The organism is Sphingomonas sp. CFBP 8760, assembly GCF_014841615.1.
Classification (GTDB): Bacteria; Pseudomonadota; Alphaproteobacteria; order Sphingomonadales; family Sphingomonadaceae; genus Sphingomonas.
Map to the genome: position 1 here is coordinate 241,200 of NZ_JACYUG010000003.1, position 15,084 is coordinate 256,283.

The window sequence follows — 15,084 nt, forward strand, 5'->3', positions numbered from 1 at the left end:
CGTTCGTGCTGACTGGGGCGGGATGACGTGAAACCCACTCGTCCGCCCTTGCTTCGCTACGCGCGCAACGACGGGGTAGGGAAGGGATGAGTCAGGCCATTGTCTCCCGGCCTGCTCGCGACGACCGGGCCATGCGAAACCTCACGCGTCCAGCGCCTCCTCGTCCAGCCGTGCCGCATTTTCCTGGATGAACGCGAAGCGGTGTGCCGGATTGGTGCCCATCAGCCGGTCGACCAGATCCTTCACCCCCGCGCGCTCCTCATATTCCTGCGGCAGGGTGATGCGGATCATCGATCGGCTGGCGGGGTCCATCGTGGTTTCGCGCAACTGCATCGGGTTCATCTCGCCCAGCCCCTTGAAGCGCGCGACTTCCACCTTCTTGCCTTTGAAGGCGGTGCGTTCCAGCTCCGCGCGATGGGCGTCGTCGCGGGCGTAGCGCGATTTCGCGCCGGCTGTGAGGCGATAGAGCGGTGGCTGTGCCAGATACAGGTGCCCGCGCCGGACCAGATCGGGCATCTCCTGAAAGAAGAACGTCATCAGCAGCGTCGCGATATGCGCGCCGTCGACATCGGCGTCGGTCATGATGACGACACGCTCGTAACGCAGATTGTCCGCCACGCAATCCTTGCGCGTGCCGCAGCCCAGCGCCTGGATCAGGTCGGCGATCTCCTGATTGGCGACGATCTTGGCGCTGGTGGCCGAGGCGACGTTCAGGATCTTGCCGCGGATCGGCAGGATCGCCTGCGTCTTGCGGTCGCGCGCCTGCTTGGCCGAACCGCCGGCCGAATCACCCTCGACGATGAACAGCTCGGTGCCGGCGGGGTCGTTGGCGGAACAGTCGGTCAATTTGCCCGGCAGGCGCAGCTTGCGCGCGGAGGTCGCGGTCTTGCGCTTGACGTCGCGCTCCGCCTTGCGCCGCAACCGCTCGTCCATCCGGTCGAGCACATAGCCGAGCAACGCCTTGCCCCGGTCCATGTTGTGGCCGAGCCAATGGTCGAAATGGTCGCGCATCGCCCGCTCGACGAGGCCAGCCGCCTCCGGGCTGGTCAGCCGGTCCTTGGTCTGGCTCTGGAACTGCGGCTCGCGGATGAAGACGGACAGCATCAGTTCGCTGCCGACCATCAGGTCGTCGGCGGTGATGTCCTTCGCCTTCTTCTGGTTCACCAGTTCGCCGAAATGGCGCAGGCCGCGGACCAGCGCCTGCCGCAGGCCCTGTTCGTGCGTGCCGCCATCGGGGGTGGGGATGGTGTTGCAATACCAGCTGAAGCTGCCGTCGCTCCACAACGGCCACGCCACCGCCCATTCGACCCGGCCCTGTTCGCCGGGAAAATCCTGCGATCCGGCAAAGAAATCCGCAGTCGCGCATTCGCGGTCGCCCAGTTGCTCGCGCAGGTGATCGGCCAGGCCGCCGGGGAACTGGAACACCGCCTCGGCCGGGATATCGGTGCCCGCGACCAGATCGGGCGCACACCGCCAGCGGATTTCGACACCCGCGAACAGATACGCCTTCGATCGCGCCAGCTTGTAAAGCCGCGCCGGCTTGAACCCCAGTTCGGGGCCGAAGATCTCGGTATCCGGAGTGAAGGCGATCGACGTACCCCGACGGTTGGGCGCGGCACCGACCTGTTCCAGCGGCCCCAGCGTCTGCCCACGCGCGAATCGCTGCCGATAGAGTTGCCGGTCGCGTGCGACCTCCACCACCGTGTCCGACGACAGCGCGTTGACCACCGACACGCCGACGCCGTGCAGACCGCCCGAGGTGGCATAGGCCTTGCCCGAGAACTTGCCGCCCGAATGGAGCGTCGACAGGATCACTTCCAGCGCCGACTTGTCGGGAAACTTAGGATGCGGGTCGACCGGGATGCCACGGCCATTGTCGATGATCGTCAGGCGGTTGCCGGGTTCCAGCATCACCTCGATCCGGGTGGCATGGCCCGCCACCGCCTCGTCCATCGCATTGTCGAGCACCTCGGCGGCGAGGTGATGGAGCGCGCGTTCGTCGGTGCCGCCGACATACATGCCCGGGCGGCGGCGGACCGGCTCGAGTCCCTCCAGCACCTCGATCGAGGAGGCGTCGTAACTCTCCGGAACAGGCGGGGCCGCGAACAGATCCTTGGACATAGGAAGAACATAGGCCGACAATCGCCGCGTTACCAGCACCGGTCCGCCATCACGGCTGTTGCGTGCATGCAACAGTCGTCATCAACCTGCATCGTGGGTGGATATCTCGCCCGACCCGGCCGTTCCTGTGGCTCCCTTCAAGATACCGGAGCCTTCATGTCCAAAATCTCCGCCGGCCTCGTCGGTCTGGCTTCCATCGCGATGATCGCCTCGCCCGCCTTCGCGCAGGAAACGACCGAGGATCGTCCCTTCTCGGGCATCTATGTCGGTGCGGCAGGCGGTTACGATGTGCAGCCCAACGATGTCGGGTCGAGCGTCCTGTTCGACCGCAACCTCGACGGCCGCTTCGGCGACACCGTGCTGTCGGGCAATCCGGCCGGCAACGCGTTCGGCGCCGGCGGCTTCTGCAACGGTCGTGCGGTCAACACCGCCACGGGCACCGCGACGGCGGGGCGTGGTCCGCAGAACGGTGGTCTGGGCTGCCGCAACGACAAGGATGGCTGGGCCTATTATGGTCGGGTCGGTTTCGACACGCAGCGTGGCAACATCGTGGTCGGTGCGGTCGGCGAGTTCGGCAAGACCGAGATCAACGATAGCGTCAGCGCCTTTTCCGGCACGCCCGCCAATTACGTCATGACCCGCAGCGTGAAGTGGGAGTCGTCGATTCGCGGCCGCGCCGGCTACGCGGCCGACACGACGCTGTTCTACGGTACGTTCGGGGCTGGCTATGCCCGGATCGACCGCTCCTTCTCGTCGTCGCAGAGCACCAACACCTTCACCGGTCGCGGCGACCGCAACCAGTGGGGCATCCTGGGTGGCGGCGGCATCGAGCAGAAGCTCGGCCGCAACTTCTCGGTGGGCATGGAATACATGTATCACCAGTATCAGGACAACGACTACCGCGTCCGCGTCGCCGGTCCGGCTGGCACCCCGTTCACCAACGCCACCAATGGCGGCACGGCGACGGGCACCGACCTCCGTCGCAGCGACGACAAGTTCCGCTGGCACAGCCTGCGCGCCACCGCGGCGTTCCGGTTCTGAACGAAAAACGGGGTGCGACGACCGTCGCACCCCGCCGATATCCGATTATGCCGGCGGACGATCGATCGTCCGCCGGCATGATGTCGCCAGGTGATGTTACTGCGCGGCCATCGCCGAGTTACCCGAAGGCGGCCATGCGATCGTGCCGCACTTCTTGACCTGCCACTCCGCCTTCTTGTTGAAGCAGATGGCGTCGAGCCGGGGCACAGTGACCGCGTTGTAGCCGATGTAACGGGCGAACCGCTGTTCACCATAGGGGATCAGGCTGTTGCGCAACTCGCGCATCCGCGATTGCGCGATCGTCGCCAATTCGCCACGCGGCGCGAACAGCACGTCACGACCGATCGAATGCGCGGTCCGGCAGAAACCATATTGCGACGCGACCGTCGCGAAACTGGAATAGGTGCGCGTCCCGAACCGGTCGAGCGTCGCCTGCCCCTCCTTGGGGTTCTTGGCGGTGCGGATGAAATACTTGCTCAGCCGATCCCAACTCGTCTTCAGCTCGTCCTTATGGTCGAGCAGCATCGCATTGTAGTTGCCCACCGCCAGCAGGGTCGGTTCGAACTGGCACTGCAACGCCGCCACGTTGAGCGCGGAACGCATCGTCCATACCAGCGCCGCCTTGGTCTCGTCCGCCGTGGCACCGGGCAGGGCCTCGGACAGGGGCATGGTCGTCGCCGCCGGTCCGGTGCCCGCATAATCATAGTTCTGAAGGAAAAACTGCGCGGAGGCGGGGGATGCCGCCATCCCCGCCATCATCACGCTTCCTGCGAAAGCTGCACGCCACCCCGTCATCACGTCACCGGCTCCCCGAAATTCCTGTCGGTGGAACTAAAGCATTTCCACGAGTTGCACACGGGGTTTCGCGAGGGGTGGAAGCCCAACCGTTGATCCGATGCGGCCAACCGTCCGTCGCAGGCGCAACGATCGCGTAACGGGGCCAAGGCCGGTCGGTCCCAACGAAAAGGGCCGCCCGGTTGCCCGGGCGGCCCTGATCCATCACGTAATCCCGAAGGAATTACATCATGTTGTTGGTCATCATGGTGTCGTTCGACATCATCGTGTCGTTCGCCATCATGGTGTCGTTGGCCATCATGCCACCGTTCATGGTGCCGTCGACGGCAGTCATGTTGTCGGTCATCGTGTCCATGCCCTCGGCGGAGTTCATGTCGGTGACCATGGTGTTGTCGGTCGTCGTCTCGGTCTTGGGACCGCAGGCCGCAACGGCGAGTGCCGCGCTGGCGATCATCGAACCGGTCAGAATCTTGGAGATGAGTGCACGCATTGGAAGCTCCCTAGATAGCGGATTTGGTTGGCTTGCTCGCCGTTAACACCCAAATCGACGTAGACATTAAACGGATAACCCACACCCCTCAAGTGCCGTTTTGCCGGTCACCAGAAAGACTTTCGAGAAACCCTCGACGGGTGAACGCGAGTGCGGCGTCGAAAGTTTCCATGTCCGTACCGTGATTTAGCGCGGCGAGGCTGGTCACCGGATAGTCCGGCAACCCGCATGGCACGATCCCGCCGAAATGGGACATGTCCGGCGCGACGTTGACCGAAAAGCCGTGCAGCGTCACCCAGCGCCGCACCCGCACGCCGATCGCGCCGATCTTGGCCTCCCGTCCGGCGGCGTCGTGCGTCCAGATACCGACGCGGCCGGGGGCGCGGAACGATGCCAGTCCGACCTGCGCCAGCGCCGCGATCACCCATCCCTCCAGCGCATGGACGAAGCAGCGCACGTCACGCCCACGCGTGTTGAGATCGAGCATCGTATAGCCGACCCGCTGCCCCGGGCCGTGATAGGTGTAGCGTCCGCCCCGCCCGGCGGGCACCACGGGAAATCGCGGATCGACCAGTTCCGCCGGATCGGCGCTGGTGCCGGCGGTGTAGACGGGCGGATGTTCGAGCAGCCAGATCAGTTCGTCCGCCTGCCGCGCGGCGATCGCGGTCGCGCGTGCCTCCATCGCCGCCAATGCCTCGTCATACGGGGTCAGGCCGGGCGACAGGCGCCATTCGGGCATGACGCCGTGGGAAACGGGGGCGGGGCCGGGCGCGGCGGCAGGGGAGTGGGGCGTGGTCACATGCCTCATCTGGCGGCTCCGCTGCGCGGGTGCAACCTGATGCCGGCTGATGCCGCGCGATCGGGACGTGCCCCTTGGCGCGGACGCCCTCACTCGGCTATCGCGAACATCGGCGAAACGGGGAATTGCGATCATGGTCAGGATTGGGACGGTCTGGGACCGCACGGTAGAGGTGCTGAAGGGGCGGGCGAACATCCTGGTGCCGATCGCGGTGGCATCGCTGTTCCTGCCGTCGGTCGCCAACACCGCGCTGGCCGCGTTCGGCCCGACCGGATCGGGGGCGATCGCGCTGCTGGGCGTGGCGGTCGCGCTGGCGGTGCTGCTCGCGAACATCTGGGGCCAGCTGGCGATGCTGGCGGTGGCGACGCATCCCGCCACGACCCGTGCGGATGCCGGGCGACAGGCGACGGCGCGGCTGTTGCCGGCGCTGGGGGTGATCCTGGCGATGGGGGTGCTGTTCGCGCTGGCGCTGGTGCCGCCGGTGTTTGCCATGCTGAACGCCGGGATCGACCTGACGCGCGGCAACGTCGCGGTGCAATCGCTGCCGGCGGGCGTGTCGGGCTTCATCGGCCTGTATTCGATGGTGCTGGTGGTCGTCGCCTTCGTGGTGGGTGCGCGCCTGATCCTGCTCAACCCGGTGATCCTGAACGAACGCCGCGGGCTGGGCGCGGTGATGCGTTCTTTCCGGCTGACGCGGGGGCTGACGCTGAAGATCATCGGGGTGATGATCCTGTTCGCGATCGTGCTGCTGGTGCCGATGCTGGCGGTCCAGACGGCGGTGGGGCTGGTCGCCCGGCTGATCCTGGGGGCGGATGCGGTGCCCACCATTGGGTTCCTAGCCGGCGTGGCAAGCGCGGCGGTGACCAGCCTGTTCTCGGTGGTGGCCGCCGCCTTCACCGCGCAGCTTTACGTCGCGGTGGTGGACGACCGCGAGGGCTGAGCGAGCAGCGGGATCTGCGGCGCGGCGTCGGCGGGCAGGATGCCGGACACGCGGGGATCGGCGAACGTCTCCACCGTCCGCGCGACCGGGATAAAGCCGTGCCGGCGATAGAAGCCGAGCGCGGCGGGATGATCCAGCGTGCAGGTATGGACCCAGACGCGGGTAATCCCCTTGGTCCAGGCGCGCGCCAGCGCCTCCGCCATCAGCCAGTCGCCATGGCCCTTGCCCGCCAGTTCGGGGATCAGTCCGACATAGGACAGTTCGCAGGTGCCGGCTGTGCGGGCATCCAGTTCTAGCATGCCGATCTCGATCCCGGCCCGGTCGACCGCCGCGAACACCGCGATCCCCGGATCGTCGAGGATCGCCCGCAACGCCGCATCCGGCATCACCAATCGTGAGAACCAGAGCCAGCGCGCGCCGATCCGGCGGAACAGCGCCCGATAGCGCTCGCTGTCCGGCCGGTCCCAGCGCACCAGCCGGAACGACGATGCGGGCATCGGGCGAAGCGGCGGGCGGGTGCGCATCTCCAGCGTGGTGACGATCGTTGCCAGCTGATCGGGGGCGACGGCGGTCAGCGCCACCGGCGCGCCTCCGCTATTCCGCCAGCGGCCGGCCGACGAAAGTTTCCCGCGGGAAACTTCGGGATCAATCCCATGTCGCGACCGGCGGCAGGCTCATCAGGATCGCATCGACGTTGCCGCCGGTCTTCAGCCCGAACAGCGTGCCGCGATCGTGGACGAGGTTGAATTCGACATAGCGCCCGCGCCATGCGCGCTGCACCGCCATGTCGGCATCGGTGAAGGGCATCGCCATCCGCCGCCGCACGATGCGCGGATAGACGTCGAGGAACGCCTCGCCGACGCCGCGGGTGAAGGCAAAGGCGCGATCGAATGCGGCCGCGTCGCCCCCCGTTTCCAGATGGTCGTAAAAGATGCCGCCGACGCCGCGATGGACCTGGCGATGGGGGATGTAGAAATACTCGTCCGCCCACGCCTTGTACCGGGCATGGCAATCGGGATCGTGGCGATCGCATGCGGCTTTCAGCGCGGCATGGAAATCGTCGGTATCCTCGGCGATCGGCAGCGGCGGATTGAGGTCGGCGCCGCCGCCGAACCAGCGTTTCGTGGTGACCAGGAACCGGGTGTTCATATGCACTGCGGGCACATGCGGATTGGCCATGTGCGCGACCAGGCTGATGCCGGTGGCGAAGAAGCGCGGGTCCTCACCCGCGCCGTTGATGGTGCGCGCGAAATCGCCTTCGAACGTGCCCGCGACGGTGGAGACGTTGACGCCCACTTTCTCGAACACCCGGCCCTTCATCACCCCGCGCACCCCGCCGCCGCCGGGTTCGCCCGACGGATCGGTGCGATCCCATGCGATGTAATCGAACGCGGCGTCCGATCCCGCCTCCCGCTCGATATCCTCGAACGCCGTGCAGATGCGGGTGCGGAGATGTTCGAACCAGTGGCGGGCCTGGGTCTGTTCGTCGTCGAGCGGCTGCATCAGCGGGCCTGTAGCGGCGGGCAAGGCCGCGCGTCGAGGCGGCAAAATGTCCCGATGGCCGCGATCATGGCCGCGATCATGGCCGCGATCCCGGCTGCGATCCCGGCCAGCCGCCGGTCTGGCGCAGCGCCTCCGCCAGCACGATCGCGGCGGAAACCGACAGGTTGAGCGAGCGTAGCGGCGGCGCCATCGGGATCACCACGCGGGCATCGGCGCGGGCGTGGACCTCGTCGGGGACGCCCGCGCTCTCCCGCCCGAACAGCAGGACATCGTCGGGCGCGAAGGCGAAATCGTGCAGCGGTGTCGCGCCGCGCGTCGTCAGCAGCACCAGTCGCCCGGTCGCCTGCGCGGCGAAGGCCGGCCAATCGACATGGCGGGTCAGGGCGACGTGATCGATGTAATCCATGCCCGCCCGCGCGACGCGTCGGTCGTCCCACTGGAATCCCATCGGCTCGATCAGGTCGACACCCGCCCCCAGACAGGCGGCGGTGCGCAGAACGGCGCCGACATTGCCGGCGATATCGGGTTGATAAAGGGCGATCCTCATGGCGCCAGTCCCTAGCGGCTTTGGTGACGCGGCAAAATGCTGTTGGCAAAGCGGCGGCGCGGCGGCTAACACAGGTGACGGCCAGCCGTGGGGACGGAACAGAAGGCTGGCGGGCGGGTGCCGTTTCATGGCGCCGATCCGCGATACAGGTGAGGGTTACACTGCATGGCGATTGTCGAAGACCAGCTTCCCCCGGGCGAAGACCCGGCGCTTCTTCACGAAGAGGTCCACGATCCGCGCCGTCGCGACTTCATCAATATCGCCGCGGTATCGTTCGCCGGAGTCGGCGCGATCGCGATCGTGCTGCCGCTGGTCAACCAGATGAACCCGTCGGCCGACGTGCTGGCGCAGGCATCGACCGAGATCGACATCTCGAAGATCGCGCCCGGTCAGGCGATCAAGTCCTCGTTCCGCAAGCAACCGCTGTTCGTGCGCAACCTGACGCCCGCGGAGATCGCGGCAGCGGATGCGGTGTCGCTGAACGAACTGCGCGATCCCCAGTCGCTGGAGGAACGGACGAAGGCGGGCAAGAAGAACTGGCTCATCACGCTGGGCGTCTGCACCCATCTCGGCTGCGTGCCGCTGGGCGCGGGCGAGGGCGAGAACAAGGGGCCGTTCGGCGGCTATTTCTGCCCGTGCCACGGCTCGGCCTACGACACCGCCGGGCGCATCCGGCAGGGACCGGCACCGACCAACCTGCACGTTCCCGAATACACGTTCAATTCCGACACCGTCGTGACGGTGGGTTGAGGTAGCCGCACATGAGCTTTCCCTGGGCCAAGCATTATGAGCCGAAGCAACCGCTGATGCGGTGGCTGGACGAGAAGCTTCCCGTCCCGCGCCTCGTCTACAACGCGGTCGGCGCCGGTTATCCGGTGCCGCGCAACCTCAACTATTTCTGGAATTTCGGCGTGCTCGCGGGCGCGGCGCTGGGCATCCAGATCATCACCGGCATCGTGCTGGCGATGCATTATGCCGCCAATGCCGGCGTCGCCTTCGGCTCGGTCGAAAGCATCATGCGCGACGTGAACGCCGGCTGGTTCCTGCGCTATGCGCACGCCAACGGCGCGTCGATGTTCCTGCTGGTCGTCTACATCCATATCGGGCGTGGCCTGTATTACGGGTCGTACAAGGCGCCGCGAGAGATGGTGTGGCTGCTCGGCGTGGTCATCTTCCTGCTGATGATGGCGACCGCGTTCATGGGCTATGTCCTCCCCTGGGGGCAGATGAGCTTCTGGGGTGCGCAGGTCATCACCGGCTTCTTCTCGGCGATACCGTTGGTGGGCGAAACGATCCGGGTCTGGCTGCTGGGCGGCTTCGCGCCGGACAATGCCGCGCTCAACCGCTTCTTCTCGCTGCATTACCTGCTGCCGTTCGTGACCGCGGGCGTCATCATCCTGCATATCTGGGCGCTGCACATCCCCGGCTCGAACAATCCGACCGGCGTGGACGTGAAGGGCGAACAGGATACGGTGCCGTTCCATCCCTATTACACCGCCAAGGATGCGGTGGGGTTGGGCGTGTTCCTGCTGATCTTCGCGGCGCTGATCTTCTTCAGCCCGAACCTGCTGGGCCATCCGGATAATTATATCGAGGCGAACCCGCTCTCGACGCCCGCGCACATCGTGCCCGAATGGTATTTCCTGCCCTTCTACGCGATCCTGAAGAGTTTCACCGCGGACTTCATCATCCCGGCCAAGCTGTGGGGCGTGCTGGCGATGTTCGGGTCGATCCTGCTGCTGTTCTTCCTGCCGTGGCTCGACAGTTCGCCGGTGCGCTCGTCCAACTTCCGGCCGAAATACCGGGCGTTCCTGATCGTGCTGCTCTTCGACGTGCTGCTGCTCGGCTATGTCGGCGGGGCGGAGGCGAATGCGCGCAACGTCGTGCTGGGGCAGATCGCATCGGCCTATTACTTCCTCCACTTCCTCGTGATCCTGCCGCTGGTGTCGCGGTCGGAACGGCCGCGCGCGCTGCCGGGGTCGATCACGGAGGCGGTGCTGACCAAGCATGGGGGCACCAGCCCCGCCCAGACCGCGCTGGCGAACTGACAAGGGACGGATACGCAACATGGTTCGTTTCATCGCAATGCTGGTCGGCGCGGCCTTCACGTTCGTGCTGGCGCTCGCGCTCTGGGGGACTGTGTCCACCGCGATCACCGATCCCGCGCCCGAAAGCGCGGAGCATGAGTTTCACCTGCATCCGAAGGACGCCGGGCTGTCATCGGCCGGTTTCTTCGGCAAGTTCGACCGCCGCCAGTTGCAGCGTGGCTTCCAGGTCTACAAGGAAGTGTGCGCCGCCTGCCACAGCCTGAAATATGTCGCCTTCCGCGATCTGGAAGAGATCGGCTATTCCGAGCCCGAGGTGAAGGCGATCGCCAACCAGTGGGTGATCGAGACGCCGTCGGTGAATCCCGACACGGGCGAGGCGACGACGCGCAAGAACGTGCCGAGCGATCACTTCCCGTCGCCCTTCGCCAACGAGGTCGCCGCCCGTGCCGCCAACAACAACGCCCTGCCGCCCGACCTGTCGCTCATCACCAAGGCACGGCATGACGGGCCGAACTATCTCTATTCGCTGATCGGCCCGGGTGCCTATCGCAACCAGCCGGCCGAGCTGGTGAAGGAGTTCCCCGGATCGAAGACGCCGCCAGGGCTGCACTACAATCCGTATTTCGCGAACCTGAACATCGCGATGCCGCCGCCGCTGACCGCGGATGGGCAGGTGACCTATACCGACGGCACCCGCGCGACGCATGACCAGATGTCGCGTGACGTCGCGGCATTCCTGACCTGGACCGCCGAGCCCAAGCTGGAATCGCGCCACGCCGCCGGCTTCGCCTCGGTCGTGTTCCTGCTGATCTTCTGCTTCCTCGCCTGGGGCGCGTATCAAAACGTCTGGCGCGACATCAAACACTGACGGTCACGTCACATAACGGCATCCGGGGGCGGCGGGGGAAACTCCAGCCGCCCTTTTTTCGTCTCGCTTCAACCCCGGTTCAGCCATGCACCGGCAGGGAACGTCAGGGGAACGAAGGTTGGTACAGCCACGTTGACCCTTGTTGACAGCGCTTATCCTGCTGTCACCCGTTGTATGGGAGAGGTGTGATGTTCGCACGGACGTTCGGATTGCTCGGCCTGCTGGTCGGTATCGGTGCGGGATTGGGTGGATGCACCGATGGCTATGGCTATTCGGGCGTCAATGTCGGTTACGGATCGGCGGGCTATTACGATCCCTATGGTCCGGATTATGGCTATGCGGGGTTGGCCGGCGGCTATGCGTCGCCCTATTATGGCTGGTACGGCGACTATTATTATCCGGGCACGGGCGTCTACGTCTATGATCGCCAGCGTCGTCGCCAGGTCTGGAACGACGGGCAGCGCCGCTATTGGGAGGGGCGCCGCGGTGGTTATCGCAACGGTCAGGTGCGGAACAATTGGGCCGATTTCCGACGCGACGTGCGTCGGGAACGGCGTGATTATCGCGGCGATGTCCGCGATATCCGGCAGGCCCGCCGCAATGGCGTGATCGACCGTAATCAGGCCCGTGCCGGCAGGCAGCAGGCGCAACGTGAGTATCGCGGGGACGTGCGCCGTGCCTGGCGCGAAACCCGGCAGGAAAATCGGACGGTGCGACAGGGTGGCCGGGGCGGCGATCGTCCGTTCAGTGGTGGCGGGCGAGGACCACGGAGCGGTGGTCGTCCGACCTCCAACACCCCCTGATCGGATGCTCGGCGCGGACGGTCAGCCAGCGGCCGTCCGCGTCGCGATCATGCTGTTCGATATGAACCCCATCACCGCCACGTCGTCCTGATTGTACACCGTCATCCGGCTGCGATAGATGCCCATGGCCGGACGGCTGGCCGAACGTCGCTTCTCCAGTACCTCGCTTTCGCAGCGCAACCGGTCGCCGGGATAGACGGGTTTCAGCCAGCGAAGTTCGTCTATTCCCGGCGATCCCAACCCCGCCTCGCCGTGCCGCTCGAGTTGCTCGACGATCATCGCCATCGTCATCGCGCAGGTGTGCCAGCCGGAAGCGGACAACCGCCCGAAATGCGTCGCGGCTGCCGCCTCGTCGGACAGGTGGAACGGTTGCGGATCGTACCGGCGGGCAAAGTCGATCACCTCTTCGCGGGTGACGGCATAATCCCCGAAGCCGGCCGTGCTGCCGACCTCCACATCCTCGAAATAGCGCATGATCGTCTCCTCACCGATACCTTCGGGCCATGCCGCGGTTTCGTCCAGCCTTGGTCAGGACGAATGCGACCGGGTTCGTCTGGTATGAAGGGTCATGCGCCGACCGCAGTCAGGCGATCGTATCGATCCAGTCGGGCAGATCGGCCAGCCGCGCCAGACGGCGGAAGCGGGGATGGTCGGCCGGGGTATCCGCCTGTTCGTGGCTCCAGGCCAGCGGCTGGGGGATATGCGCGGCCCAGCCGCCGGCCGCCAGCGTCGGCAGTACATCCGACCGCATCGAATCGCCTGCCATCACCGCCTCATGAGGGGCGACGCCGTGCCGGGCGAACAGGCGGCGGAAGACATCAGGCGTCTTGTCGCTGACGATCTCCACGCCGGCAAACCGGTCGCCCAGGCCAGAAGCGGCAAGCTTGGCTTCCTGATGGAACAGGTCCCCCTTGGTCACCAGCACGAGCGCGGCACGACGGCCGAGCGCGTCCAGCGTATCCGCGATCCCCTCCAGCAATTTGACCGGATGCGCCATCAGCCGGCGGCCGGCGGCGAGGATATCGGCGATCACCGCCACCGGGAGCCGGTCACCGCCGAGTTCGATCGCCGTCTCGATCATCGACAGCGTAAAGCCCTTGGCGCCGTAGCCATAATGCGGAAGGTTGCGGATCTCGCAGGCCGTCAGTGCCGCCCGCGCGGCGGGGGCATCGGCGAATGGCACCAGCATCGCCGCCAGCGCCGCCTGCGTCTCGTCGAAGAAACGCATGTTGTGCCACAGCGTGTCGTCCGCATCGAGGCAGATCAGCCGGATCGTCATGCGTTGTACTCCCGCCGTGGCCAACCGGTCAGACGTTGAAGCGGAACAGCATCACGTCGCCGTCCTGCACGACATATTCCTTGCCTTCCTGCCGCAGCTTGCCCGCATCACGCGCGCCGGTTTCCCCCTTGCAGGCGATGTAATCGTCGAACGCGGTCGTCTCCGCCCGGATGAAGCCGCGCTCGAAATCGGTATGGATCGCCCCTGCCGCCTGTGGTGCCTTGGCGCCGACATCGACGGTCCATGCGCGGGCTTCCTTCGGCCCGACCGTGAAGAAGGTGAGGAGGTGGAGCAGCTTGTAGCCGGCGCGGATCACGCGGGCGAGACCGGTTTCGGTCAGGCCCAGTTCGCCGAGAAATTCGCCGCGTTCCTCCGGCGGCATGGTCGCGATCTCCGCCTCGATCGCGGCGGAGACGACGACCGCCTCCGCCCCTTCCGCCTTTGCCTTGGCGAAGACGCGCGCGGAGAATTCGTTACCGTCGGCGGCATTCGCCTCGTCGACGTTGCAGACGTAGAGCACGGGCTTGGCGGTGAGCAACTGCGCCTGCGCGAACGCCTTCTCCTCGTCGGCATCGGCCGGCACGGTCAGCCGTGCGGGCTTGCCCTCGCGCAGCAGGTCGAGCGCGCGGCCCAGCACGACCGCGGCGGACTTGGCTTCCTTGTCGCCCTGCTGGCCCTTCTTGACGAGGTTCGGCACCCGCTTTTCGAGGCTTTCGAGGTCCGACAGCATCAGTTCGGTCTCGACCGTCTCGGCATCGGCGATCGGATCGACCTTGCCTTCGACATGGGTGATGTCGCCATCCTCGAAACAGCGCAGGACGTGGACGATCGCGTCCACCTCGCGGATGTTGCCGAGGAACTGGTTGCCCAGCCCTTCGCCCTTCGACGCGCCGCGCACCAGCCCGGCGATGTCGACGAAGGCGAGCTGGGTCTCGATGATCTTGGCGGAGCCGGCGATCGCGGCGAGCTGTTCCAGCCGGGGGTCGGGAACCGCCACGTTGCCAACGTTCGGCTCGATCGTGCAGAACGGATAATTGGCGGCCTGCGCCGCCGCCGTCTCGGTCAGGGCGTTGAAAAGGGTGGACTTGCCCACATTGGGCAGGCCCACGATGCCGCAGCGGAAACCCATGGTCGTTCCTGATGGTAAGGGGGAGTTGACCTCCCTCTAGCGCGCCGACGCATGATGCTCAATGTCGGGAAGACGGGTCCCGGCGCGGCGTCAGCGATAGTTGAAGCTGATGCTGATGCGGTCGCCCTTGGCGGCGTTGGTGACGACCTCGTGCCGCAGCCAGCTTTCCCACAGCAGCACGGTACCGGGTTCGGGCCGCACGGTCTGGAACGTCGCCATCCCTGCGGGTGCATCGGCACGGCGGGGCGGGGCAGCCATCAGCATCGGCAGGCGCGGGTCCTCCAGCTTCAACCCGCCCGCACCCTCGGGCATCGTCACGTACAGCGTGCCGGAGACGACGCTGTGCGGATGCAGATGCGCGCCGTGATGCCCGCCGGATTTCAGCAGGTTGACCCATAGGCTGTCCAGTTTCAGCCGCTTGCCACCCAGATCGAACGCACAGGCATCCGCGAAACGCGCGACGTGGCGGTCGAGCAGGCGCTTCAGGTCGGCGAACACGGGGTCGCGGATCGGCAGGTCGTTGAGCGACGCATAGGAGGTATAGCCGCGATATCCATGCTCGCGGCACCAGCGGCGACCGGCCCCGTCCTCGGCGGCCAATATGCGGACCGAATGGTCCAGATCGGCGATCAACGTATCGTCGCCGAGCCGGTCTTCGTAGAGGAGTGTAGGGAAAAGCTGTCGTACCGTCATGCGCCCTGGCGTGCGGTGCATGACGGGG

At 66.1% G+C, this 15,084-nt stretch carries 17 protein-coding genes; 6 read left to right on the top strand and 11 right to left on the bottom strand.

The window, feature by feature from the left end:
* Positions 1 to 141: 141 nt before the first annotated feature.
* Positions 142 to 2,121, bottom strand: coding sequence for a DNA topoisomerase IV subunit B (parE, locus tag IFT82_RS05995; RefSeq protein WP_192125412.1), 1,980 nt, complete (start codon positions 2,119 to 2,121; stop codon positions 142 to 144).
* Positions 2,122 to 2,277: 156 nt separating this feature from the next.
* On the opposite strand from parE, the gene IFT82_RS06000 reads away from it, so the two are divergent.
* Positions 2,278 to 3,162, top strand: coding sequence for an outer membrane protein (locus IFT82_RS06000; RefSeq protein WP_244646537.1), 885 nt, complete (start codon positions 2,278 to 2,280; stop codon positions 3,160 to 3,162).
* Positions 3,163 to 3,258: 96 nt separating this feature from the next.
* Here the strand turns inward: IFT82_RS06000 and IFT82_RS06005 are convergent, their stop codons facing one another.
* The 3 genes from IFT82_RS06005 to lipB form a co-directional block, all read right to left on the bottom strand.
* Positions 3,259 to 3,921: a hypothetical protein gene (locus IFT82_RS06005; RefSeq protein WP_244646538.1), complete on the bottom strand. Its 663-nt coding sequence runs from the start codon at positions 3,919 to 3,921 to the stop codon at positions 3,259 to 3,261.
* 259 nt (positions 3,922 to 4,180) lie between these two features.
* Entirely contained in the window at positions 4,181 to 4,447 is a 267-nt protein-coding gene (locus tag IFT82_RS06010) for a hypothetical protein (protein ID WP_192125413.1), read from the bottom strand.
* Positions 4,448 to 4,535: 88 nt separating this feature from the next.
* Positions 4,536 to 5,186 carry a lipoyl(octanoyl) transferase LipB gene (lipB, locus tag IFT82_RS06015; RefSeq protein ID WP_199860357.1) on the bottom strand — a complete coding sequence of 217 codons (651 nt, stop codon included), beginning with the start codon at positions 5,184 to 5,186 and terminating at the stop codon, positions 4,536 to 4,538.
* A 193-nt stretch (positions 5,187 to 5,379) separates the two neighbouring features.
* On the opposite strand from lipB, the gene IFT82_RS06020 reads away from it, so the two are divergent.
* Positions 5,380 to 6,186 (top strand): hypothetical protein, encoded by an 807-nt coding sequence (locus tag IFT82_RS06020; RefSeq protein ID WP_192125415.1) that lies wholly within the window; start codon positions 5,380 to 5,382, stop codon positions 6,184 to 6,186.
* Here the strand turns inward: IFT82_RS06020 and IFT82_RS06025 are convergent.
* From IFT82_RS06025 to IFT82_RS06035, 3 genes are all read right to left on the bottom strand, one after another.
* Positions 6,153 to 6,767, bottom strand: a complete 615-nt coding sequence (locus tag IFT82_RS06025; protein ID WP_192125416.1) for a GNAT family N-acetyltransferase — start codon at positions 6,765 to 6,767, stop codon at positions 6,153 to 6,155. The two genes, IFT82_RS06020 and IFT82_RS06025, sit on opposite strands and share 34 nt — an antisense overlap.
* A gap of 64 nt (positions 6,768 to 6,831) precedes the next feature.
* Positions 6,832 to 7,689 carry an oxygen-dependent coproporphyrinogen oxidase gene (gene hemF, locus IFT82_RS06030; RefSeq protein WP_192125417.1) on the bottom strand — a complete coding sequence of 286 codons (858 nt, stop codon included), beginning with the start codon at positions 7,687 to 7,689 and terminating at the stop codon, positions 6,832 to 6,834.
* A 76-nt stretch (positions 7,690 to 7,765) separates the two neighbouring features.
* Complete coding sequence (locus IFT82_RS06035; RefSeq protein WP_192125418.1) at positions 7,766 to 8,236, bottom strand: tRNA (cytidine(34)-2'-O)-methyltransferase; 471 nt, start codon at positions 8,234 to 8,236, stop codon at positions 7,766 to 7,768.
* A 165-nt stretch (positions 8,237 to 8,401) separates the two neighbouring features.
* Between IFT82_RS06035 and petA the strand changes: the two genes are divergently transcribed.
* From petA to IFT82_RS20765, 4 genes are all read left to right on the top strand, one after another.
* Positions 8,402 to 8,986, top strand: a complete 585-nt coding sequence (gene petA / locus IFT82_RS06040) for a ubiquinol-cytochrome c reductase iron-sulfur subunit (protein ID WP_192125419.1) — start codon at positions 8,402 to 8,404, stop codon at positions 8,984 to 8,986.
* Positions 8,987 to 8,997: 11 nt separating this feature from the next.
* The gene (locus tag IFT82_RS06045) at positions 8,998 to 10,284 is read left to right on the top strand and encodes a cytochrome b (RefSeq protein WP_192125420.1); all 1,287 of its coding nucleotides are present in this window, start codon (positions 8,998 to 9,000) and stop codon (positions 10,282 to 10,284) included.
* Positions 10,285 to 10,303: 19 nt separating this feature from the next.
* Positions 10,304 to 11,152 carry a cytochrome c1 gene (locus tag IFT82_RS06050; RefSeq protein WP_192125421.1) on the top strand — a complete coding sequence of 283 codons (849 nt, stop codon included), beginning with the start codon at positions 10,304 to 10,306 and terminating at the stop codon, positions 11,150 to 11,152.
* Positions 11,153 to 11,340: 188 nt separating this feature from the next.
* Positions 11,341 to 11,955 carry a hypothetical protein gene (locus tag IFT82_RS20765; protein ID WP_244646539.1) on the top strand — a complete coding sequence of 205 codons (615 nt, stop codon included), beginning with the start codon at positions 11,341 to 11,343 and terminating at the stop codon, positions 11,953 to 11,955.
* Between the two features lie 21 nt (positions 11,956 to 11,976).
* Here IFT82_RS20765 and IFT82_RS06060 read toward each other — a convergent pair whose 3' ends face one another.
* The 4 genes from IFT82_RS06060 to IFT82_RS06075 all read right to left on the bottom strand — a co-directional run bounded on the left by IFT82_RS06060 (position 11,977) and on the right by IFT82_RS06075 (position 15,056).
* The gene (locus IFT82_RS06060; protein ID WP_192125422.1) at positions 11,977 to 12,429 is read right to left on the bottom strand and encodes a MaoC family dehydratase; all 453 of its coding nucleotides are present in this window, start codon (positions 12,427 to 12,429) and stop codon (positions 11,977 to 11,979) included.
* A gap of 109 nt (positions 12,430 to 12,538) precedes the next feature.
* Positions 12,539 to 13,234, bottom strand: a complete 696-nt coding sequence (locus IFT82_RS06065; RefSeq protein ID WP_192125423.1) for an HAD family hydrolase — start codon at positions 13,232 to 13,234, stop codon at positions 12,539 to 12,541.
* Positions 13,235 to 13,262: 28 nt separating this feature from the next.
* On the bottom strand, positions 13,263 to 14,363 hold the full coding sequence (gene ychF / locus IFT82_RS06070) for a redox-regulated ATPase YchF (RefSeq protein WP_192125424.1): 1,101 nt from the start codon (positions 14,361 to 14,363) through the stop codon (positions 13,263 to 13,265).
* A 90-nt stretch (positions 14,364 to 14,453) separates the two neighbouring features.
* Entirely contained in the window at positions 14,454 to 15,056 is a 603-nt protein-coding gene (locus tag IFT82_RS06075) for a TIGR02466 family protein (RefSeq protein WP_192125425.1), read from the bottom strand.
* Positions 15,057 to 15,084 lie beyond the last annotated feature (28 nt).